The 22,404-nt window shown below is 39.8% G+C and carries 25 protein-coding genes and 1 other RNA gene; 18 read left to right on the forward strand and 8 right to left on the reverse strand.

The window, feature by feature from the left end; genetic code table 11:
• Window positions 1-23: 23 nt before the first annotated feature.
• The 3 genes from LMU01S_RS06000 to trpX are packed head-to-tail and all read right to left on the reverse strand — an operon-like array spanning window position 24 to window position 2,652.
• Window positions 24-773, reverse strand: a complete 750-nt coding sequence (locus LMU01S_RS06000; RefSeq protein ID WP_056959913.1) for an ABC transporter ATP-binding protein — start codon at window positions 771-773, stop codon at window positions 24-26.
• The gene (locus LMU01S_RS06005; RefSeq protein ID WP_004051661.1) at window positions 770-1,666 is read right to left on the reverse strand and encodes an ABC transporter permease; all 897 of its coding nucleotides are present in this window, start codon (window positions 1,664-1,666) and stop codon (window positions 770-772) included. Before LMU01S_RS06005 ends, LMU01S_RS06000 begins: the two co-directional genes overlap by 4 nt.
• Window positions 1,663-2,652, reverse strand: a complete 990-nt coding sequence (gene trpX / locus LMU01S_RS06010; RefSeq protein WP_056959915.1) for a tryptophan ABC transporter substrate-binding protein — start codon at window positions 2,650-2,652, stop codon at window positions 1,663-1,665. Before trpX ends, LMU01S_RS06005 begins: the two co-directional genes overlap by 4 nt.
• A 376-nt stretch (window positions 2,653-3,028) precedes the next feature.
• Here trpX and ssrA point away from each other — a divergent pair.
• Window positions 3,029-3,395: a transfer-messenger RNA gene (gene ssrA, locus LMU01S_RS06015) on the forward strand.
• A gap of 41 nt (window positions 3,396-3,436) precedes the next feature.
• On the opposite strand, the gene LMU01S_RS06020 is transcribed toward ssrA, so the two are convergent.
• On the reverse strand, window positions 3,437-5,581 hold the full coding sequence (locus LMU01S_RS06020) for an LTA synthase family protein (protein ID WP_056959917.1): 2,145 nt from the start codon (window positions 5,579-5,581) through the stop codon (window positions 3,437-3,439).
• Window positions 5,582-5,977: 396 nt separating this feature from the next.
• On the opposite strand from LMU01S_RS06020, the gene LMU01S_RS06025 reads away from it, so the two are divergent.
• Both LMU01S_RS06025 and LMU01S_RS06030 read left to right on the forward strand, forming a co-directional pair.
• A complete protein-coding gene (locus tag LMU01S_RS06025) occupies window positions 5,978-6,838 on the forward strand; it encodes a GRP family sugar transporter (RefSeq protein ID WP_056959919.1) in 861 nt (286 codons plus the stop codon).
• Between the two features lie 206 nt (window positions 6,839-7,044).
• Window positions 7,045-8,397, forward strand: a complete 1,353-nt coding sequence (locus tag LMU01S_RS06030) for a glucose-6-phosphate isomerase (protein WP_004051667.1) — start codon at window positions 7,045-7,047, stop codon at window positions 8,395-8,397.
• Between the two features lie 45 nt (window positions 8,398-8,442).
• On the opposite strand, the gene LMU01S_RS06035 is transcribed toward LMU01S_RS06030, so the two are convergent.
• Both LMU01S_RS06035 and LMU01S_RS06040 read right to left on the reverse strand, forming a co-directional pair.
• Entirely contained in the window at window positions 8,443-9,147 is a 705-nt protein-coding gene (locus LMU01S_RS06035; protein ID WP_056959921.1) for a CPBP family intramembrane glutamic endopeptidase, read from the reverse strand.
• A 71-nt stretch (window positions 9,148-9,218) separates the two neighbouring features.
• Window positions 9,219-9,956: an MIP/aquaporin family protein gene (locus LMU01S_RS06040; RefSeq protein ID WP_056959923.1), complete on the reverse strand. Its 738-nt coding sequence runs from the start codon at window positions 9,954-9,956 to the stop codon at window positions 9,219-9,221.
• A 222-nt stretch (window positions 9,957-10,178) separates the two neighbouring features.
• Here LMU01S_RS06040 and cbpB point away from each other — a divergent pair, with 222 nt between their 5' ends.
• Complete coding sequence (gene cbpB, locus LMU01S_RS06045) at window positions 10,179-10,643, forward strand: cyclic-di-AMP-binding protein CbpB (RefSeq protein WP_056959925.1); 465 nt, start codon at window positions 10,179-10,181, stop codon at window positions 10,641-10,643.
• Window positions 10,644-10,687: 44 nt separating this feature from the next.
• Here cbpB and LMU01S_RS06050 read toward each other — a convergent pair whose 3' ends face one another.
• A complete protein-coding gene (locus LMU01S_RS06050) occupies window positions 10,688-11,599 on the reverse strand; it encodes a mechanosensitive ion channel family protein (protein ID WP_056959927.1) in 912 nt (303 codons plus the stop codon).
• A gap of 167 nt (window positions 11,600-11,766) precedes the next feature.
• Between LMU01S_RS06050 and LMU01S_RS06055 the strand changes: the two genes are divergently transcribed.
• Window positions 11,767-12,183, forward strand: a complete 417-nt coding sequence (locus tag LMU01S_RS06055; protein WP_056959929.1) for a DUF948 domain-containing protein — start codon at window positions 11,767-11,769, stop codon at window positions 12,181-12,183.
• Between the two features lie 20 nt (window positions 12,184-12,203).
• Entirely contained in the window at window positions 12,204-12,677 is a 474-nt protein-coding gene (locus tag LMU01S_RS06060; protein WP_056959933.1) for a hypothetical protein, read from the forward strand.
• A gap of 50 nt (window positions 12,678-12,727) precedes the next feature.
• Here the strand turns inward: LMU01S_RS06060 and LMU01S_RS06065 are convergent, their stop codons facing one another.
• Window positions 12,728-13,828, reverse strand: coding sequence for a M24 family metallopeptidase (locus LMU01S_RS06065; RefSeq protein WP_056959934.1), 1,101 nt, complete (start codon window positions 13,826-13,828; stop codon window positions 12,728-12,730).
• Between the two features lie 209 nt (window positions 13,829-14,037).
• Between LMU01S_RS06065 and ccpA the strand changes: the two genes are divergently transcribed.
• From ccpA to LMU01S_RS06125, 12 genes are all read left to right on the forward strand, one after another.
• A complete protein-coding gene (gene ccpA, locus LMU01S_RS06070) occupies window positions 14,038-15,045 on the forward strand; it encodes a catabolite control protein A (protein ID WP_056959937.1) in 1,008 nt (335 codons plus the stop codon).
• A 53-nt stretch (window positions 15,046-15,098) separates the two neighbouring features.
• Window positions 15,099-15,611 (forward strand): VanZ family protein, encoded by a 513-nt coding sequence (locus LMU01S_RS06075; RefSeq protein ID WP_056959939.1) that lies wholly within the window; start codon window positions 15,099-15,101, stop codon window positions 15,609-15,611.
• Between the two features lie 82 nt (window positions 15,612-15,693).
• Entirely contained in the window at window positions 15,694-16,425 is a 732-nt protein-coding gene (locus LMU01S_RS06080) for a YebC/PmpR family DNA-binding transcriptional regulator (RefSeq protein ID WP_004051694.1), read from the forward strand.
• Between the two features lie 166 nt (window positions 16,426-16,591).
• Entirely contained in the window at window positions 16,592-17,518 is a 927-nt protein-coding gene (gene rbsK, locus LMU01S_RS06085; protein WP_056959941.1) for a ribokinase, read from the forward strand.
• A 108-nt stretch (window positions 17,519-17,626) separates the two neighbouring features.
• On the forward strand, window positions 17,627-18,601 hold the full coding sequence (gene comGA, locus LMU01S_RS06090; protein ID WP_056959943.1) for a competence type IV pilus ATPase ComGA: 975 nt from the start codon (window positions 17,627-17,629) through the stop codon (window positions 18,599-18,601).
• Entirely contained in the window at window positions 18,546-19,595 is a 1,050-nt protein-coding gene (gene comGB / locus LMU01S_RS06095) for a competence type IV pilus assembly protein ComGB (protein ID WP_225354612.1), read from the forward strand. The genes comGA and comGB overlap by 56 nt, the downstream gene beginning before the upstream one ends.
• Window positions 19,592-19,894 (forward strand): prepilin-type N-terminal cleavage/methylation domain-containing protein, encoded by a 303-nt coding sequence (locus tag LMU01S_RS06100; protein WP_004051698.1) that lies wholly within the window; start codon window positions 19,592-19,594, stop codon window positions 19,892-19,894. Before comGB ends, LMU01S_RS06100 begins: the two co-directional genes overlap by 4 nt.
• A complete protein-coding gene (locus LMU01S_RS06105; RefSeq protein WP_225354611.1) occupies window positions 19,891-20,331 on the forward strand; it encodes a comG operon protein 4 (comGD) in 441 nt (146 codons plus the stop codon). Before LMU01S_RS06100 ends, LMU01S_RS06105 begins: the two co-directional genes overlap by 4 nt.
• A 46-nt stretch (window positions 20,332-20,377) precedes the next feature.
• Complete coding sequence (locus tag LMU01S_RS06110; RefSeq protein WP_153551408.1) at window positions 20,378-20,590, forward strand: hypothetical protein; 213 nt, start codon at window positions 20,378-20,380, stop codon at window positions 20,588-20,590.
• Complete coding sequence (locus tag LMU01S_RS06115; protein WP_056959948.1) at window positions 20,529-21,029, forward strand: ComGF family competence protein; 501 nt, start codon at window positions 20,529-20,531, stop codon at window positions 21,027-21,029. Before LMU01S_RS06110 ends, LMU01S_RS06115 begins: the two co-directional genes overlap by 62 nt.
• Window positions 21,026-21,307 (forward strand): hypothetical protein, encoded by a 282-nt coding sequence (locus LMU01S_RS06120; RefSeq protein WP_004051721.1) that lies wholly within the window; start codon window positions 21,026-21,028, stop codon window positions 21,305-21,307. Before LMU01S_RS06115 ends, LMU01S_RS06120 begins: the two co-directional genes overlap by 4 nt.
• Before the next feature lie 74 nt (window positions 21,308-21,381).
• Complete coding sequence (locus LMU01S_RS06125; protein WP_056959950.1) at window positions 21,382-22,392, forward strand: class I SAM-dependent methyltransferase; 1,011 nt, start codon at window positions 21,382-21,384, stop codon at window positions 22,390-22,392.
• Window positions 22,393-22,404: the final 12 nt, after the last annotated feature.

The following is a 22,404-nucleotide window of genomic DNA, read 5'->3' on the forward strand; positions in this document are numbered from 1 at the left end:
AAATTTTCTAGTGCCTCTTTGTTTTAATTAGCAAAGTAAGTCAGGATCTGTTCTTCAGTTAGCTCCTTTTTGTCGCGGGTATCTAAGACGATCTGTCCATCCTTTAAGATGATAATACGATTGCCATAGCGTAAAGCATCTTGCAGGCGATGGGTGATCATTAGACAGGTCAGTTTCTTTTCGGTGATCACTTCATCGGTCAGTTTTAATAACTCGGCGCTTGTATTAGGATCAAGTGCTGCAGTATGTTCATCTAAGAGCAAGATATCTGGGCGTGTGATCGTAGCCATCAAAAAGCTCAATGTCTGGCGTTGTCCCCCAGAAAGATCACCAGTGAAAGTGTGTAATCGTTCGGATAAATTATTAGGTAGTTTAGCAGTCAATTCTTTGAATTGAGGTAGATGGGCTTGTAAGCGCCGAGGACGCAAAGTGCGTTTTTGTCCACGTTTTAGTGCTAGTAAAAGATTTTCAGCAACTGTCATTCGTGGAGCGGTGCCCATTTTAGGATCTTGAAAGACTTGAGCGATATACGAAGCGCGTTTGACGTCCGAGAGTGAGGTCAGATCGATCCCATCTAAAAGAAGTTGTCCACTAGATGGTTTGAGTGAACCGTTGATCACGTTTAAAAGGGTCGATTTCCCAGCGCCATTCGTGCCTAGAAGTGTGATAAAATCACCAGTCTCGATCGTAAGAGAAAGGTTTTTTAAGATCTTTTTTTCTTCATCTGTTCCGGGATTGACTACGGTCGTGATATTTTTTAATTCGAGTGTCATGGCTTTTGGACTCCTTTCTTCAATGTTTTGCTGAAATTAAATTTCTTCTCTAAGACTGGTAACATTAGGCATAATGCTAGGATCAAAGATGAGAGTAATTTGAAATCATTAGTGCTAAATCCAAGTTTTAAAACGATGAGTAAGACGAAACGATAGAAGATACTACCTAAGATAACAGCGACTAATCGAGCGGTCAAACTGAGTTCACCAAAGGCAACTTCACCGATAATGATCGCAGCTAGACCAATAACGATCGTGCCGACCCCCATATTGACATCGGCATAACCGTCATTTTGGGCGATCAAGCCACCGCAAAGACCGATCAAACCATTAGAGATCATCAAGCCTAAGATCTCCATGTTGTCTGTATTGATCCCTAACGAGCGAGCCATCAGTTTGTTATCACCAGTTGCGATAAATGCTTGTCCCAGGTCGGTATTTAAAAAGAGCGCTAGCAGTAAGATCAAAAGTGTAAGTAAGATCAAGCCGAGGGTCACCGAGGGAAAGCTATTTGGTAATTCACGTAACATGCCAGTGTTTAGCAAAGTATTTTGGTTTAATAAACCAACCGTTGCTTTTCCCAGAACACGGAGGTTGATCGAGTAGATCCCTGTCATGACCAAGATCCCGGCTAATAATACGGGGATCTTTCCTTTGGTGTACAAGATCCCAGTCAAAAATCCGGTCAAAAGTCCCGCCCCAAAGGAAGCTAAAGTTGCGATAAAAGGTGATGTTCCTTGGGTGATCAGAGAAACACAAACACAAGCGCCAAAGGGAAAGGTCCCTTCAACTGTCATATCGGGGAATTTTAAGATCCTAAAGGTCAAGTAAAGTCCTAGACCAAGGATGCCCCAGAGCAATCCTTGCCCAATTGCTGATACGATTAGATTCATTTGATAACAACTCCTTTTTTACTGATCTGTGTAACTAGTTCATTAGGAAGGTCGATCCCTAGTTGTTGAGCTTGCTTTTGGTTGAGGTAGGTAGTTCCTTTAGTCGGATATTCGATCGCCATGTCAGCTGGATCTTTTCCTTTTAAGATCGCAGCTGTCATCTTACCTGTCATTTTACCAAGTTCATACTGGCTAACGCTGACAGTGGCTAGTCCCCCTTGCCGTGTCATTTCAGAGGTTGAAGGAAAGATCGGGATCTTATTTTGGTTAGCATTTTTGAGGACTGTTTGAAACCCTGAGGCTACGGTGTTGTCGTTTGGAATATAGATCGCTTGCACATTGCTTGCCATTGTAGCCGAAACTTGTTGGATGTCATTAGTCGAAGTGATCGTATATTCTTTTACTTGAATCCCCGCTTTTTGAGCTAGTTGGGAAAATTCTTTGACTTCAGCTGCCGATGAATCATCGCTTGAAGTGTGTAAAACGCCAATTGTCTTTAGCTCAGGCATGATCGTTTTGATCAATTGAAGCTGAAGCGCGATCGGTTCTTTGTGCTGAACGCCTGTGATATTACCACCGGGGTGCTTGAGATCTTTAACTAGACCTGCCCCGATCGGATCACTGATCGCCCCCATAACGATGGGAGTCGTCTTAGTGGTATTTGCTAATGATTGGGCGGCTGGAGTAGCAATCCCGATCATGACCGCCGCATCTTCATTTTCAAAGCGTTGACTCATAGATTTGAGGTTACTTTGATCATTTTGGGCATTTTGAAAATCGATCTTGATGTTTTTCCCTGAGATAAAGCCTTCTTCTTTTAAGGCAGCAATGATCCCGCGATGGATCTCATCTAAAGCGGGATGTGATGTCAATTGTAAGATCCCAACAGTTGGGGTCTGATTTTTCTTGGCTTGATCAGTTGAGCGGAAAAATGCAAAGATCAAAAATAAAAATAAAACTGCAATTGTGCCAATTAAGCGTTTCATAAGTAAATTCCTCCTTTGGATTTTTTACGTTCGTATCTATTGCGGGCGGTAAGAAAAAAAGCACTTCCCACTGAGCGCGGGAAGTGCTTTTTAACAAGACCCGCATGGTAGTTGATCCATGCGGGTCGATTTAAGAGAACCAGCACAGATACGAACAATACGTTACGTACGGTCGCATCTGTGCACACAGAAGCAACCTAGTGCTGGCGTTGCCAACGAATATTTGTGAGTTGCATAACTGTCTTGTTCATAGTTCTCTTCCTTTCCAAATTGATTATGAGTGAATTGTACTATACTAAAAATTAGTTGTCAATTAAAAAAAACACTTTTTTGCTTTTCTAAAAAAGGTGTGCTACAATAACTCAGTAGTCAACTTGGGGATGTTTAGGATTCGACAGGTATAGGTCGGGCTTGAGTTGCGCTTAGTAGGTTGCGGCTACTATAAAACGCTCAGTTTAAATTATAACTGCAAAAAATAATAACAACTCTTACGCTTTAGCTGCCTAGTCAGCATTGCGTAGATCCGTCTGATATCGTCTGTGTGTCAGTTGCGGGTCCTATATTAGCAGACTACGCTCAGTGTTTTAGCCTGAAATGCTGAGAAGAGACTCTTAGGCTAGTCGTTGATGTTGGCCCTGTCATCCGGCGTGATCAGCGATGAAATTCAAATAGTATGACTATGAGCGTAGAGACTTGAGTTACGATATGCTTGGACGCGGGTTCGACTCCCGCCATCTCCATAAGTAAAGCCCTTATCGAAAATATTTTCGATAAGGGCTTTTTGTTATTGTGTATCTTCTAGCGTTGATTCAACGCTAGGAGCTTGTTCGTTAGTATTTTCACCACTGTCACTTTGTTTAAGTTCTGGGGCATCGGAGTGATATTTATCGGCGGTGGAGTGGTCATTATTTTTAGACCAGAGACTAGTTGAACGTCCCTTAAGTTTAGCCTGGATCTTGTCTAATTGCTCAACTTGATTTTTATAGTTGAAATCTTTTGGATCAACGGGCGTAAAACCAGTTGGCACATAGAAGCGCAAGAGATTCTTATTGTTGAGCGAATCCGAGAGTGAAAGCGCCGAGTTGACATGCTCTTGTGCTGCTTTTAATTGAGCTTGGACTTTTTTAGACGGATGAGTTACCACATTACCGGTGCTGTTTTCGTAGATCGTACTACCAACAACGGTGTATTTTGGGGTGATAAAATTCTCATTTCTAAAAGCGACAGTTTGATCATGATCTTTGGAAAAGAGATCTGAACCAAATAAAAGATATTTTTTCGAATCGATCCCAGCTAGGTGAAGTAATGTCGGCATGACGTCGATCTCACCACCGTATTGCTCAAAGATCCCACCATTTTCTTGTCCTGGGATGTGGATCATAAATGGGACACGTTGCATCTGAACATTGTCAAAGTCGCTCCAAGTTGAGGAAGATTTTCCTAAAAGAGAAGCTAATTTTAAATTCCGTGAATTAGATATCCCGTAATGATCACCGTAAAGTACGATCACTGAATCATCATAAAGTCCAGAAGCTTTGAGATAATCAAAGAATTCTTTAACAGCTTGATCTAAATAATGGGCCGTAACAAAGTAATTATCGACAGAACTATCGCCAGTATTAGCGGCTTCAAAGCTCTTGTTTTGATCATCTAAACTAAACGGAAAGTGATTAGAGACCGTGATGAATTTAGCATAAAATGGTTGTTGTAATTTTTCTAAGTATTTAACTGAATCATGGAACAATAACTTATCTTTAAGACCATATTCACTTAAGTTATTAGCATTTTGATCATAGTAACTGGCATCAAAGAAGTATTGGTAACCAAAGTTTTTATACACTTTATCTCGATTCCAAAATGAGCCTGAGTTACCATGAAAAACGGCTGAAGAATAATTTTGACTTTGATTTAAGATCGCGGGCATAGCTTCAAAGGTATTATCTGTTCCTAAAGTCGAAAACATCGAACCTTGAGGCAAACCATATACGCCAGTCTCAAGCATCGTTTCAGCATCGGAGGTCTTACCTTGACCGACTTGATTAAAGAAATTAGCAAACGAGAACGTCTCTTTACCGTGATAAAGACTATTTAAAAACGGTGTGACTTCTTGTCCATTTAATTTATAGTCGATCAAGAATTGTTGAAAACTTTCAAGATGGATGACGATGATATTTTTATTTTTAGCGATCCCAAACATTTTTTGATCGGGAGCAGCATAGTTAGCCTGAGTAAAATCAATGATCTTATTTAGATCAGCCCCAGTAGCTTTAGAACGTGTTTGACTAGTCTTGGCTGTTTTTAACCCGTCGTATACGGTAAAGGCATCGATCCCTAAATATTTGACTAAATAATTACGGTCAAAAGTTCGCGTCAGTAATTGCGGACGATCGATCTCACCTAACGTGATATTCAATAGTAGAAACATTAGGGAAAAAGAGGTCATAGCTACGGCTTGATTCTTAGGGATGAAACGTTTATCGAGTTTGATCTGACGAGTCAAGAGTAATAGTAAGACGACTACTACGTCAATAATGATCAAAATATCTTGGGGTTTTAACAGCGAAAACGAGCTCCCACTTAGTCCTTGTGAGACCGAAGAATACCCAAAGATCACGTTCATAGTCATAAAGTCAGTAAATTCGCGGTAATAAATAACGCTGATCAATAAAAATGCCGTATTAGCTATGTAAAGTAATAATAGACATAAATAGGCAGGGATCGTCTTACGGATGTAAAGTGCAATGCTAAAGAGTAAAAGCGTCGTCGCGATCGGATTTATCAACAGGATAAAATACTGATAGATCCCGTGGACACCAAGGTTAAAATCGATCAAATAAACTAGGATCGTTTTTAACCAAAACAGGCACGAGACAAGTGCAAAAAAGCCCCACCGTGTATTGATAAAATTTCGTAATTTTGTCCAGTTCACAGGTGCAGACCGTCCTTTCAAAGTAATTGGCATATCACCTAATTCTAAACCAGTTAGCAATCAAGCGTCAATTTTTCAAGGGAATTTTAGCAAATATTAAAGATATCGTTGGGTAAGTTTGAAGTTATGAAAATAGAAAAATTGTTTTCAATTATTATGGGTTTCTTAAAAAATATATATTTTATTCACATAAAATAAATTACTACTGTGGCAAAAGCTAGTGGCGATAGAGGGGGGAGATTTGTGAAAAAAGTACGTGAAAAAATTTTTCATATAAAATAAAATGAAAGAATTAACCTAAAATTTTTCTTGTAATGGTTTGCATAAAACTGCTAAAATATTATATTGCATGAGAATTATTAAGAAAAGAATTGAAGAGAAACGAGGGAATTGATTATGTGGATAGCCTTGATCCCCGCTTTAGCCTGGGGAAGTATTGGATTGATCAGTGGTAAGTTGGGTGGTAATGCTAACCAACAAACTCTAGGGATGACTTGGGGGGCTTTGCTCTTTGCGATCGTAACGACAATAGTTGCTCCAGGAAACTTTTTAGCAAATAACAATTGGCAACTTTGGGTAGCTGGTATTTTATCTGGTTTGTTCTGGAGCTTAGGCCAAAATCAACAGTTTCACGCAATGAAAGCAGTCGGGATCTCCAAGACCGTGCCGATCTCAACGGGGGCACAATTGGTGACTAACGCTTTAGCTGGGATCTTCTTATTCCATGAGTGGACAACAACGCGCCAATTATCATTAGGTACATTAGCTTTAGTTATTTTAGTTGTAGGTGCGGTGTTAACAGCTTTACGTGATAAGAGTGCTAATAGTATCGAGAAAAATGAAGATTGGAAAAAAGGAACGACAGCTTTAGTCTTATCCACAGCTGGTTACTTAGGCTACACCGTCGTTGTCAATTTATTGAAAGTTGACGCTCAAGCTATGGTCTTACCTCAAGCTTTAGGGATGGTCGCTGGAGCTTCAATGTTTGCTTTAGGTAAAGATGCATTCAAGAAGGAAAGTTTCAAAAATATCATTACAGGTCTAGTTTGGGGCACAGGTAACTTATGCATGTTCCAAGCAACTGCGATGATCGGGTTAGCCGTAAGTTTTTCACTTTCACAAACCGGGATCGTTATCTCGACATTTGGCTCGATCTTACTTTTAGGCGAACACAAAACGAAAAAAGAAATGGTCTATGTTACAATTGGTTCATTGATGGTCATCATCGGTGGTGTAATGTTAGGTCTTTTAAAATAATGATTTATAAGCCATGGCGCATGAGCGGCATGGCTTTTTATATATGAAGAACGGTGGCGTTTACATTTGTGATGATCGCCTGATCGTAAAATTAAGGACTTTTAAGCGTAAATCTTAATTTATATTTGGTTTTGACTTTAAATTTCTGTATTTTATAGTATAATTAAAGGCGTAATAAAAATTGTAAAGGGAGCGCGAATTATAACATGGCACACATCAAATTTGACAGTTCAAACTTAACAAAGTTTGTTCACGACAATGAATTAAACGAAATGCAAGCAATGGTCAATGCCGCTGACGAACAACTTCGCCAAGGCACTGGTGCAGGCGCAGATTTTCGCGGTTGGTTAGATCTACCAGTTGACTACGATAAAGAAGAATTTGCCCGTATCAAAGAAGCAGCTAAAAAGATCCAAAACGATTCAGAAGTTTTAGTTGTGATCGGGATCGGTGGTTCTTACTTAGGTGCACGTGCAGCGATCGATTTCTTGCAAAACACGTTCTACAACTTGTTGCCACAAGAAAAACGTAATGCACCACAAATTTTCTTTGCAGGTAACTCGATCTCTGGTTCATATGTTCATGACTTGGTCGAACTCATCGGAGACAAAGATTTCTCTGTCAACGTGATCTCAAAATCAGGTACAACAACTGAACCATCGATCGCCTTCCGTGTCTTCAAGGAAAAATTGGTCGAAAAATATGGTGAAGAAGGCGCTAAGAAGCGGATCTATGCAACAACAGATCGCGCACGTGGCGCATTGAAGACCGAAGCTGATGCAGAAGGTTACGAAACATTCGTGATCCCTGATGATGTTGGTGGTCGTTTCTCAGTCTTGACACCAGTTGGTTTATTACCGATCGCAGTTTCAGGTGCTGATGTTGATGCCTTGATGCAAGGGGCTGCTGATGCTCGGAGTGAATATACTGATGCAGATCTTGCTAAAAACGAAGCTTACCAATATGCTGCTTTGCGTAACATCTTGTATCGTAAAGGTTACACAACTGAGATCTTGGAAAACTACGAACCTACCTTACAATACTTCGCTGAATGGTGGAAGCAATTGATGGGTGAATCTGAAGGTAAAGATCAAAAAGGGATCTATCCATCTTCAGCTAACTTTACAACAGACTTGCACTCCTTAGGTCAATATATCCAAGAAGGTCGTCGTAACTTGATGGAAACAGTTATCCATGTTGGAACACCAACACATGATACTGAAATTCCTAAGGAAGAAGAAAACTTAGATGGTTTGGCTTATCTTGAAGGTAAGACAATGAACTATGTCAACGATCGTGCAATGGAAGGTGTTGTGTTGGCTCATACTGATGGTGATGTGCCTAACATGATCGTTAACATCCCAGATCAAACAGCCTATACTTTAGGTTACTTGATCTACTTCTTCGAGATCGCAGTTGGTATTTCAGGTTACTTGAACGGTATCAACCCATTCAACCAACCAGGTGTTGAAGCTTACAAGAAGAACATGTTTGCTTTGCTTGGCCGACCAGGTTACGAAGAATTAACTAAAGAATTGAGTGCTCGTTTAGATAAATAGGCATTAGTAAAAAATCCGCAAACTGCGAACAGTTTGCGGATTTTTTTATTTGGTAAATAACGCTGAAAAGAGCATGAATAAGGCAGGCAAAATATTATTTAAAAAGTGGATCAAGATGCTGACCAAGAGTTTATTTGTCTTTTTATAATAATATGCTAAGACCCAGCCCAAGGCACAATATAAAAGGAGCGTCCAAAAAATATCGCCTAGATGGAAATGAAGTGCTCCAAAGACTAGTCCGCTAAAAAAGATCGCTAAAACAGTATTTTTAGGGAAGAAGTAACGCATAAAGATCCCCCGAAAGAGTAGCTCTTCACATAGCGGAGCAAAGATCGCTGTCATCAGAAACATCATGACAGCAGCATTGGTCGAGAGTTTAAACATTTGTTGCAAAGCCTGATCATTTTGGGTTTGTCCAACTTGACTCATGAACATTGTATAGATGATCTTGATGATGAACAAGGCGATAAAACCTGTGATGATAGCATTGATATCTTGGTTAGATAGTTTTTGAAAGATCTTATTAGGGGTTGGCTGACCTTTTTTGAATTGGTGGCTAAAAATAAAGATAATTAGTGCATATCCCAATAAAAGTAAGCCCCACATTAAAATGTTTGTCGCTAACGGACTAAAGTTTTGGGGAAGAATATAAGGTAAGGCAAAAACTTGTTGGGGTAAGATCAAGCACAAACCTAGTAAAATGAATTTGATAATGCGCCAAGCATAACTTCCTAGTGTTTTTAAGTTCATAGTAGAGATCCCTTCTGTAAAAGTGTAATAAAAAAAGGCTGACGTTATGACGTCAAGCCTTAACATAGGTATTATAACCCAAAAATAGCTTTATATAAAAGGGTCGCGCAAGCACCGGCAGCAAATGGTGCTACAACTGGGATCCAAGCATAACGCCATTGGGAAGCCCCCTTGTGCTTAAGTGGGAACAATGCATGAACGATCCGTGGACCTAAGTCACGTGCTGGATTCAAAGCAGGACCAGTTGGACCACCAAAGGAAGTTACGATAACCATAACTAAGAGCCCGATACCGATAAAGCCAGCCCCTTGGTTACCGAGGTTAAAGATCGGCGAATGTGTGATCGCTAAAGCACTGAAAACTAAAGTAAATGTACCAAAGAATTCGTTGACAAAACCATTGAAGCGACTTTCAGTTGCATCGATCGTTGAGAAGGTCGCCAAAATAGCTTCTGGATCTTCGGTGATGTCGTAGTGTGGCTTGAAACAAGCTAATACGACTAATTGTCCAGCAATTGCGCCTAAGAATTGCATACTTATGTAAGGTAAGACTTCATGCCATGGGAAATCGCCTGCGATGGCTAATCCTAAAGTAAATGCAGGGTTGATATGGTTACCTGAGATCTTTCCAAACATCAAGGCTGGGATCATTACGGCAAAACCGTAACCGATCGAGATAACGATCCAACCACTGTGATAACCTTTAGTTCCTTTCAATTCAACGTTGGCCACCGAACCGTTACCCAACATGATCATGAGGGCTGTTCCAAAAAATTCGGCCATTAATCTTGAGTTTAATGCGAACTCCATATTTTCCTCCTAAATAAATAACAATGAAATAATACACTCATATAACTATAATGATTGCAATGGCGGGTGTCAATAGGCTTTCAGAAATATTTTTTATTAGAAAAAAGTAGGGTTTTAGTGAGTTGCACAGGGGTAAGGGTTGTATTTTTCACTAAAACGCATACAATTATAGAAGTAGTATTAATATTTGGATGAAAGGATAGTTTTAATAGTAAAAGTTATATGATATCAAAAGCAGTTTCACAATTGCTAAATCAGCGTAAAGAGAAATTTTTGATCCCAGCTGAGATCGTAGCTAATGTTCAAGAGAACAATAGTCTTGAACATGCATTTTTAGTTTTAAGTAAGGTCAAGTACGCCAAGATACCTGTATTAGACCAAGATCAACATTTTAAGGGACTACTGTCATTGGCGATGATCACGGAGACGATGTTAGGCTTGACTGGGATCGATCCTACACGTTTGGGACGGATCCAGGTCAAGGATGTGATGCAGACAGATGTTCCAACGATCTGTCCTCCATATGATATGGAAGAGATCTTGCATCTTTTAGTCGATCAGGCTTTCCTTGCAGTTGTCGATGAAAATGGAGTCTTTACCGGGATCTTGACCCGTCGTGAAGTGATGAAAGCTGTCAATTATTTGGCGCATGATTTAGAAAAAGAATATACGGTCGAAAAAAAATGACCTAAAAATGCCCAAACTACAGATCAGCAGTTTGGGCATTGATTTTATGCAGTAGTGCCTAAATTTAATGGTGAAGTCGGGATATTGAAACCTGCATCCTTTAAGGCACGTAAGTAGTTATCCAATAAAATGCGCTGGACTGTGGCTTGGGCACCATTTTTAGTATAGGCAGTGACCCGGAAAACTAATTCGCCATTTGTAAGGGGGACCACCCCTAAGATCGTTGGGCCTGTGACGATCTCGGATAAATTAGGTACGATTTTTTGATTTACTTGGGTGATGATCTTTTTCATTTCACCAACATCTTTTTTAGGGTCTAAACGGATATCGATCACGGCTTGCATATTGTTACGTGACATGTTGCTAACGACGGTGATACTACGGTTAGGGATAAAGTTTAATGTTCCATCGTCACTGATCACTTGCGTTGTACGTAAACCAACAGCGTGGATCTTGCCGGTGATCGTATTTATTTTGACAACATCACCGACCGAAAATTGTTGTTCAAGCAGGATAAAAAAACCAGTTACAATATCGGTAACAAAACCTTGAGCCCCTAAACCAAGCGCAACACTGACGATCCCGGCTGAAGCGAGTAAGGTGCTAACAGGGATACCTAAGATCGAAAGGGTCGCATAAAAGTAGAAGAACAAAACACAGTAATGAAAGATGTTTTGGGTCAAAGTATAGATCGTTCCCAAACGTCCGATAGAGTAATTAGAATCTTTTTTCTTGGCGGTGGCAAAACTGCGGGCGATGATTTTTTTCCCAACAGAATGAATGATCAAGAAGAGTAAAGAGATCAAAATAAGTGAGATAGTCACCATGATGATCTTAGTGATAATGTTGTCCCAATTGATATTTTTTATGTAATTGTCTAAGACGCCCGTTTGTTTGACTACTTGTTTTGAAACGTCGGATGAGAGCGTCTTATCCGTTGTAGCTAATAGATACAAGTGAGATCCATCCTTTATGTTCAGAATTTATGTACTAATGATAGCAAATTTTTTTGAAAAGTGCGAAAGAAGTTTTTAGTTTTGAACAATATTTTTTGCGTAATAATTGCAGTTTTTGTGATTGAATGATATTCTAAAGACAATGAAAACTTAATGGAGGGTATAAAATGACAATAACGTTTGGACAGATTGCTGGGTTAATTGCAGCGTTAGCATTTTTGATCTTAGTTGTTTTCATTTGTACAGTGCTAAAGCATTTAGTGACGACTGTTAAAGAGATGAATAACAGCATTCAGATCTTGACTAAGGATGCTAACAGTATTGCTGGCAATGTGGATGAGCTTTTAGTAAAGACTAATGTTTTGATGGAAGATGTCAATCACAAAGTAAGTGAATTAGATCCCTTGTTTAAAACCGCAGCCGAACTAAGTGAAAGTGTATCTGATTTGAACGTAGCAAGTCGTTCAATGGCTGATAAGGTAGTACGTTCAACTGAAAGTGCGGCTAAAACAAGTGCTGCATTGCGCGTCGGTAAAATGGCACTTGGTCTTTACCAACGACACAAACAAAAACAAAGTAAGTAAACTTTAAGGAGTGGAGTATTATGAGTAAGAAATTGTTAGTTGGTCTTGGAATGCTTGCAGCTGGTGCAAGTGCAGCTTTGGTCGCTTCAAAGAAGTTGACCGCTGACCAAAAAGATAAGTTAGCGATGAAAGTCGATGAGACCGTCTTGAACGGACGTGAAAAAGCATTGAAATATAATCAATACTTGCAACAATTCTTGGAAGAAAATGGTGTTGATGACTTAAAAGAAAAAGTTGTCAGCCGAGCTGATGAATTCAAGAACGAACAAGCTGTTCAAGATGCTTTGGCTTCATTGAAACAAGCAACTTCTGACTTAAAAGAACGGTTGGAGAACACTAAGGATAAGTTTGATGATCTAGCTGAAGATGAAGCTTCTGAAGATTGGAATGACGATATCGTGATCGATGGTCGTTCTGCTTTTGGTGAAGCTAAGGATAAAAAAGATCAACCTTACGAAAAACCAACTGAAACATTTTATCCACACAACGATTAAAGTAAAAAATAGCGCTCCGTTGATGGAGCGCTATTTTTTACTTTAATTCGCTAATTTAAAGGGATGATTTGAAGTTCTTTAGTCGTATGTGTGAATGGTTCATTACCATCTTTAGTTAAGTAAACACAGTCTTCGATCCGGACCCCAGCCACTCCTGGAACATAGATCCCAGGTTCGATCGAGAAGCACATTCCAGGTTCAAGGACTAATTCATTTCCTTCCATGATAGATGGAAATTCATGATCACTTTGACCAATACCATGTCCTAGGCGGTGGATGAAGTATTCACCATAACCAGCTTTTGTGATGATATCACGTGCGATCTTATCTAATTCAAAAGCCCGCATCCCAGGCTTAGCTGCAGCTTGAGCAGCTAATTGTGCTTCTAAGCAGACTTGGTAGATCTCTTTTGCTTTATCGCTGACTTTACCAAAAGCAACTGTTCGTGAAGCATCGGACATATAGCCCTTATAATCAACACCTAGATCAAACAAGCAAAGTTCATTTGGCTTGATAAGATCAGCTTTTGGAGCCCCATGAGGGTCGGCGGCATTGGCTCCACTTTGAACGATCGTATCAAAACTCATATGCATGATACCGTTTTTCTTCATCGTGTATTCGATCTCGGCCACAACGTCTTGTTCAGTCCGCTTGGTCGAAAGTGCCTTAAAGCCGGCTTCAAAGGCAACATCAGCCCATTTACCCGCTGTTTTTAACAGTTCGATCTCGGCTGGTGTTTTAAAAAGCTTTTCACGTTCGATCACAGGAGAGAGATTCCCAGAGAATTCGGCTTGAGGGAAATATTTTCGGAGAGCCTCAAAACGAACCACAGTCAAGTTATCTTTTTCCAAAGCCCAATGCTTAGGTGAGGCTAATTCTGTGATATGTTCTTTGATCAAAGCATAAGGATCTTCATGGTCTAAGTAGCCATAAACAGGATATTTCCAGCCCGCTTTTTTGATCGCTTCGACCTCAAGTGCAGGTGCAAAGAGGAAAGGATCTTTATCTGGAAAGATAAAGAGTGCTAGTGTCCGTTCAAACGGATCGCTACCAAAGCCGGTAAAATATTGGATGTTTTTCCAATCACTGATATAAGCAATGTCCAAGTTATTGTCAGCTAACCATGTTTGGACAGTATTAAGATGTGACATTAAAAGCACTTCCTTTAATTGTTTTCAAAGCGACTACATTATAACACATTTTTGTAGTAAGTGAGCGTTAGATAACTTTGAAAATGAAAATACATGAAAAGAAGCTAACAAATTCTTGAAACGCTTGCAATCAGGTAAAAACTTTGATAAATTAGATAGGGTCGCAATGAAAACGATTTTGAAAATAAAATTAGTGAGAGGATAAAACCATGGAAAAACAAACAATTACAATCTACGATGTTGCACGTGAAGCTGCTGTTTCAATGGCTACTGTTTCACGGGTCGTTAATGGTAACCCAAATGTTAAGCCCGCAACACGTAAAAAAGTGCTTGAAGTTATCGATCGTTTGGATTATCGTCCAAATGCAGTCGCTCGTGGCTTGGCAAGTAAAAAGACTACCACAGTTGGGGTCATCATCCCTGATGTGACAAATGTCTATTTTTCTTCTTTAGCACGTGGGATCGACGATGTAGCTTCAATGTACAAATATAACATTATTTTAGCTAACTCTGATGGCAATCCTCAAAAGGAAGCACAAGTTTTAAATACTTTATTAGCCAAACAAGTTGATGGGATCATCTTTATGGGCAATAATATGACAGACGAGTTACGTGCTCAATTTGCACGCGCTAAGACACCGATCGTCTTAGCTGGTTCAGTTGATGCTAAAAATGAAGTTGAAAGTGTCCATGTTGACTATGTGGCTGCAGTTGAAGAAGCTGTAGCTGATCTGATCAATCATGGTAACAAGCGAGTGGCTTTCATCACAGGACCGATGAGTGATCCGATCAACGGTGAGTACCGTTTGAAAGGTTACAAGAACGTTTTAGCTAAGCATGGCATCGAATATGATCCAGATCTTGTATTTGAAACAGACTATAGCTATCGTGCTGGTGAAGTTTTATGGCCTGCTTTGGCATCTGCTAAGGCAACAGCAGCTTTTGTCGGGGATGACGAATTAGCTTGTGGCGTTTTGAATGGAGCTAAAGATGCAGGCGTCAAAGTGCCAGCTGAGTTTGAGATCATTACCAGCAACAATTCTAAGTTGACTGAGATCGTTCGCCCACAGCTTTCTTCGATCACCCAACCATTGTATGATATCGGTGCAGTTTCAATGCGCTTCTTGACTAAGATGATGAATAAAGAAGATATGTCTTCAGCTGAAAAGACGATCGAACTACCATACGGTTACATCAAGCGCGCTTCAACTAAATAGATCACCTAACGAGCAGGGAAAGCCCTTGCTCGTTTTTGGTCATAAGGAGAAAAATGAAAATAAACAAAGTATTTAATTGGCAAAATTTATGTTTATTTGGCGCAGGGCTCATTGTGCTCGTTTTGTTTATCAGTTCATCAATGCCCTACACTAAACAAACATCAGTCCCATTTTTAGAGCAACATCTAGCCCAAAAGCCATTAGAAAACTGGTTGAGCCAAATTTCGTTCAGATATGCTGGCAAAGAGATCAGTATTGCAAATATCGGCTATTATAAATTGGTGGAATTTTTTATCCGCAAAGGGGCTCATTTTGGGACGTATTTTTTATTAGGCGGACTCACCTCTTTAGGGCTTGCACACTATTGGCCTAAGTTAGGGCATGTAGCGTTTACTAGTTGGATGTTAGCAACGTTTTATGCGGGGACTGATGAGCTCCATCAAATGTTTACTGGTGATCGGACACCACTGATCCAAGATGTGATCTTAGATTCGTGTGGTGCGTTATTAGGTGTCATGTTTGCAATGTTACTTCTATATAGATCGAAAAAACGGCGAAATGGTTGAGAATCTTGCAACCAATAATATTTTTTGTTAAAATATACACGGCTTATTGCTAAATTTTACTTTTCGGAAAGAGGTATTAGAAATGTCAGGACATTCAAAATGGCATAACATCCAAGGGCGTAAAAACGCTCAAGATGCAAAACGTGGAAAAATTTTCCAAAAAATCTCGCGAGATCTATACATGGCTGCAAAGAGTGGCGGTCCTGACCCAGACGCCAACCCACAATTGCGCCTTGTAATGGAAAAAGCACGTGCTGCTAACATGCCAAAAGATAATATCAAACGTGCCCTTGATAAAGCTACTGGTGCAAATGGTGCTAACTACGAAGAGATCACTTATGAAGGTTATGGTCCAGCTGGGGTGGCTATCTTAGTTCATGCTTTAACAGATAACCGTAACCGGACTGCTTCAGCTGTGCGGACTGACTTCAACCGTAACGGCGGTAACTTAGGTGAAACCGGTTCTGTTAGTTTCATGTTTGATCGTAAAGGTTACATTGCGATCGTGCGTGAAGATCTAGACGTTGATGAAGATCAAATGTTTGAAGATGTGATCGAAGCAGGTGCTGAAGATCTTCAAACATCTGATGAAGTTTTTGAGATCTATACAGAACCAAAGATCTTCGAAGATGTACGTGATGCTTTACAAGCTAAGTATGACTTAGATTCAGCTGAGATCACGATGGTACCACAAAATACTGTCCCAGTTCCAGAAGACAAGGTCGAACAATTACAACGTTTGATCGATCGCCTTGAAGACGAGGATGATGTGTCTGAAGTATTTACTTCAGCTGAATTTCCAGATGAAGACTAATTAAACCTTGGGTTGCAATTTATGCAACCCTTTTATTTTACATAAAAATCCAGGAATACCAAGTATTTTAATGCTATTTATGCTATAATATGGACTGTGACTTAAAGATTTGAATTTTCAAATTACGTTAAAAGATATGCTAGTAATAAAACTTATGGAGGAAACTATGGTCAATAGAGTAACAGTTTTAGGCAGCTTGAACGTCGATAATATCATGCAAGTCAAGCGTCTGCCGTTGCCCGGTGAAACAATGACGATGTCAGCTAAAAAAATTGCAGGAGGAGGCAAGGGGGCTAACCAAGCGATCGCAGCTGCTCGTTCTGGTGCCCAAACCGCCTTTATCGGTAAAGTAGGAGCTGATGAACAGGGGCGTTTGATGAAAGGTTACCTCGAAGATGCAAAGATCGATGCAACTAGTGTAACGTTAGCAACTGAAGAAACTGGCCAAGCATTTATTTTATTACAAGAAAACGGTGAAAATAGTATTCTCGTCTTGGGCGGGGCTAACCAAGCGATCACTGATGATGATATTGAAGCTGCCAAAGAAAAGATCACGACGGCAGATTTCTTGATCACTCAGTTTGAGACCCCGATCGAAGCTTCGATCACGGCTTTTAAATATGCTAAGGAAAATGATGTCGTAACGGTCTTGAACCCTGCTCCAGCCAAACGTGTACCAGAAGCATTGCTTAAAAATGTTGATCTGATCGTATTAAATGAGACCGAAACAGAATTGTTGACCGGAATCAAGATCAATGCAGAAGAATCTTGGTATCAAGCTGCAGCTAAGTTAGCCAAAATGGGTGTGAAAAATACGATCATCACTTTAGGAAGTAAGGGTGCTTACTATAAAACAACAACGGCTGAAGGCTTTATTAAGGCTTTTAAGGTCGCTACTTTAGATACGACGGCGGCAGGAGATACCTTCTTAGGTGCGCTTAGTTCACAATTGGATAAAGATCTCTCTAATATCGAAGAAGCGATCGTTTTTGCTAGCATGGCTTCGGCTTTGGCTGTACAAAAATTGGGGGCGATCCCATCGATCCCACAATTAAATGAAGTCAACGACGCTTTAGGTGAAGCAAATTTTTAATAATAACGACATTTGATGACTGTTTAGGCAGTCATCTTTTTTTATCCCAAAATTCAAAAAATATTTTTCCCTGCTTTGCGTATTTATAAAGTGAAGGAGGGATAAAGGATGGAACTAGCAACGAAACTATTAACGGATGCGGTAGCTGTATCGGCTTTAGATATTTTACTTTTGCCGACAAAAACATGTTATCAAGTTAAGTATTTTATCCGTGGTCATTATCTTGTTCAAAGCGAATTGACTTTTGAACAAGCTCAAAAACTATTAGCCTTTTTTAAGTTTAAAGCGGATATGATGCTAAGCGAGCATCGGAGGCCACAGTTAGGTGCGTGGCAACAAAAGATCGGAGAGCAGCAGTTGTACTTGCGTTTTTCGACGGTGGGTGATTTTTTAGGGCGCGAATCAATGGTCATTCGTTTGATATACCCACTAAAAAGCATCAAATATCATTATTTAGTGCCAGAACAATGGACGCTTTTAGAACAAGTGTGTCAAAAGCGGGGACTAGTTATTTTTGCTGGTCCGATGGGTTCGGGGAAGACTACAGCGATGTATCAACTAGCTAAAGCTCAAAAGCAACAGCAAGTGATGTGTATTGAAGACCCAATCGAGATCAGAGAGGATAGTTTTTTGCAAATCCAAGTGAATCCAAAAGCTCAAATGGATTATTCGACTTTGCTCAAAGCTGCCTTAAGACATCATCCAGATATTTTTATCGTAGGTGAGATCCGTGATCAAAAAACTGCCCGTGCTGTACTGACGGCGGCTTTAAGTGGACATTTAGTTTTGAGTACGTTACATGCGACTAGTGCTTATGGTGTCATCGAACGTTTAGCTGATCTAGGGATCACACGGTCAGAATTAAAAAGTGTTTTGCAATTGGTCTCATATCAACGTTTGTTGCCACTAAAGTCAAAGGGCCAAGCAGTTTTGTTTGATATCATCCAACAGGCCGAACTTTTTAGTGAAAACGTGAAGCAAGAAAATAATGGGATGTCAGCAGATTGGGGGCGTTATCTTGAACAAAATGCAACCAAGGGGAAAATTACCGTTGCGACAGCGAAAAAATTTGCGCATGGCTAAGTGGACTTTGCGGCAACAAGCAAATTTTTTTGATCTATTAGCCGATCTTTTAACGGCAGGCTTTTCACTCAAACAAGCCTTGCAGAGTTTAAAGGTATTTTTGCCTAAAAATGGATTAGCGACGGTGATCGCCGAGCTAGAAACAGGTCAAAGTTTCAGTCAGGCATTAAGATCTAAGGTGACAACTAATATTTACTGTCAACTTGTGATCGCTGAAAAACATGGCAGTGTAGATCAAAGTGTTTTTCAGTTAGGAAAGTATCTAAAAAAACGTGTGCAGCAACGTGAAAAGTTACAGTCATTATTGTTATATCCAGTGATCATTTTAGGGTTATTATTATTTTTGATGATCGCTTTGAAGATCTGGTTGGCACCTGAGATCGCACAATTTTCAGTCTCAATGACTGGTAAAGATCCATTTTCCTACCTGATCTTTGTTAAATTTGGTGGCCTAGTCTTATTGAGTTTATTCATTTTAGGAGTGATCCACTTTTTTTACTGGTGGAAAAAGCAATCGATCTTTGGACGGCACAGTTGGTATAGTAGCTTACCGATCGTCGGGAGCTTATATCGTCAATATAATTGTTATTATTTGACATTTAATTTGGGTCTATTGATCGAAAGTGGATTAGAATTTCAACAAATTTGTGGATTACTAGAACACTTTGATGAAAAAAGTTTACTTTATCACTTGGGGCGTGCCTTTTCGGAGCGGTTAGCCCGTGGAGAAAAGTTGACACTGATCATGGAACATTATCCATTTATTCCATCTGAATTAGCACTTTTTTTTCAAAAAGGTCGCTCAAAAGAAGAGATCGGTAAAGATCTGCTGGCTTATTCCAAACTAGCTTATCAAAAATTATTAGAAAAATCGGATCATTTGTTAGCTTGGGTCCAACCATTACTGTTTATGGTGATCGCAATAGTGATCATTTGCACATACTTAGCGCTATTATTACCGCTATATTCAAGTTTAGGAGGACTGTATAAATGAAAAAAACCAAGATGAAAGCGTTTACGTTAGTGGAGATGGCAATTGTTATCTTTATCATCAGTTTGTTGATCTTGATCATCATGCCTAACGTCGCTAAACAACGTTCCAATGCTGAAAAGGTCAATACTCAAGCCTTGCAAGCTGAGTTAGATACCCAAGCCCAACTATATGCCGATGAAAAAGGAACTGAGATGGAAAATGTTGCTCCAACGGATCTTGAAAAAGCTGGATATTTGACAGCTAAACAAGTAGCTGCCATTGAAAAGCATCATCTTAAAGTTGAAAAGAATGAGCAATGACCATGAAAGTTCGAGGTTTTACGCTTGTTGAAGTGACTGTGACCCTTTTTATTGCAACTTGCATATTTTTATTGGGGATCGGTCTAGGAACACATACCTTAGCTAGTTTACAAGAAAAGTTGTTCTTTAATGAATTGCGTCAAACCTGGTTTGCAACGATCTATCAAGGGGAGCAACAAAAGCAATATACGTGGATCCAGTTTGAGCCAAAACAGGTCAAGTTTAGTGTCGGACAAAAGACCCTAAAAATTCTGGTATATCCAAAATCGTTGACACCAACGACTGAATATCAAGAGTTATCAGTAAGTGGTCTAGGATCACTTAGTCCCACGACAGAAACATTTACTTCAACTCTAGGTAAAGAGTATCGCGTGCATTTTCAATTAGGGTATGGCACACAATATCGTGTTGAAGAAAATATGCTAAAAGGTAGGTGATAGTGTGCATGTACAGGCTTTTTTGTTGGCTGATGCACTGAGCGGGATGAGTGTGTTATTAATTATTAGTACGTTATTGTACTTGACAGATCTACGGTTGCATCAAGCGACAACACAAGCTTATCAACAAGTTCAAGTAGCTCAAAAGTTACTAGTGCAGAGTCAGTTACAAACAACTAAAGCTAAAGGGGGAAAAATTGAAGTTCAGATCACAGATCGAGCTGGGCATAAAATTACAATTGAATTGCGCAAAGATTAAGGGCTTTACTTTGATCGAAGCCACAGTTGCCCTAATGGTGACAGCTTTGGGGCTAGCGCTATTAGCAGGGATCGGCTCGAATATGCAAAAACAAGTGGTAGCTAAACAGGAGACTGATCAGTTTGAATGGGAACGTTTTGTTAGTTTACTACAAAATGAGCGCCAACATTTCGCCTTAGTAAAAAAGTCAGGTGAAAATGGGGAAAATATCTATTTATATAGTCGAAAAGCTAAAAAAGATTATATCGTTCATTATGAAAGCCAACGTGACAAAGTGATCATGGAGACCGCATCTGGTGGTTATATGCCGTTATTATATCGAGTATCTAGTTTTAGTGCAGTTAGACAAGGTGAAACGATAAAAATAACCGCCCAGATCGATCTCAGGACTTATCAGACGACCGTGAGTTTACCGCTACAGAAAGAAAGTGGACTATGAAATTGAAAGGGACTCTACTGAGTTCGGCGCTATTAATGTTAGTTTTGGTGACAGCTGTTTTTTATGCGCAATTGTTAGGACATCAGCTTCAGCAGGCGACATATCAACGACAAAGCATGTATTATCGTGCTCGTACCTTAGCTGTATTAGCCCAAAAACTTGACTTAAAGCCTGGACAAAAAGCAAGTTCAGCTCAAGGACAAGTGGAAATGTTAAAAGATCAAGTCAAAGTGTTTCTTCCAAATGGCCAAAAATATACCCTTGATCAGATCAACTAGATACCACGACTTGAATTTCTAGTAAGATATGCGATAATAAGACATTAGTAAAAAAGTTGATTAGGGTGTGAAAAATGGCATTAGCAAAAGTAGAAGAAAAATTTCAATTATTGAATGAAGCGATCGAGCTCTTGCAAGAAAATGTAGAATGCTCAGCGTTAGATGCTTTGATCGAAACGTTTGAAAATTTATTGGATAATGGTCGAGTTCATGTTGAAGATGGGGCACCAGATGAAGCAACAGTCGCTAAATTAAAAGATCTTTATCAAAAGATCGACTTAGCTTCTTTATCTAAAGAAGAACGGCGCTCAGTATTGCAATTGTGCCTTTTACAAGCTTATAAGCGCGAAAAAGTTCAAGCAAATCACCAAATGACACCAGATACGATCGGATTTTTATTGGCATATCTGATCGAAAAAGTTGGAAAATATACAGCTGGCCTAAAACTATTAGATCTGACGGTTGGGACAGGGAATTTGTTATCGGCGATCTTGAGCACCTTGAAGAAAAGTGGATGGAAAGAGCTTGATGTCTATGGGGTCGATAACGATGATACGATGTTAGCTTTAGCCAATATCTCGGCTGAATTGATGCAAAGTAAAACGCAATTGGTCCATCAAGACGCATTGGCTGAGTTACAAGTACCACCAGCTGATATTGTTGTAGCTGATCTGCCGATCGGCTATTATCCTCTTGATAGTCGGGTAAAAGAGTATCATACCTCGTTTGCCAAGGGACATTCTTACGTGCATTATCTACTGATCGAACAAGCGCTTGAACAATTGGTAGCTGGTGGTTGGGGTGTCTTTGTTGTTCCACGTGGGATGTTTGAAGCCCCTGAGGCCAAACAATTACTGCAAGTGATCCAAGCAAAGGGCTATTTGCAAGGCCTACTCAATTTACCACAGCAACTATTTATCAATGAGAATTCGCAAAAATCGATCTTACTCCTACAAAAGAAGGGACCACATGCTAAGCAGGCTGAACCTATCTTATTGGGAGAATTTCCACTGATGAAAAATCAATTGGAGTTTGTCAAGTTTATGCAAGAGATCGATAACTGGCAAGCCCGAAACTTTGCTTAAAAAATAAAGAGC

The sequence above is a fragment of the Ligilactobacillus murinus DSM 20452 = NBRC 14221 genome, from assembly GCF_001591685.1.
GTDB lineage: Bacteria > Bacillota > Bacilli > Lactobacillales > Lactobacillaceae > Ligilactobacillus > Ligilactobacillus murinus.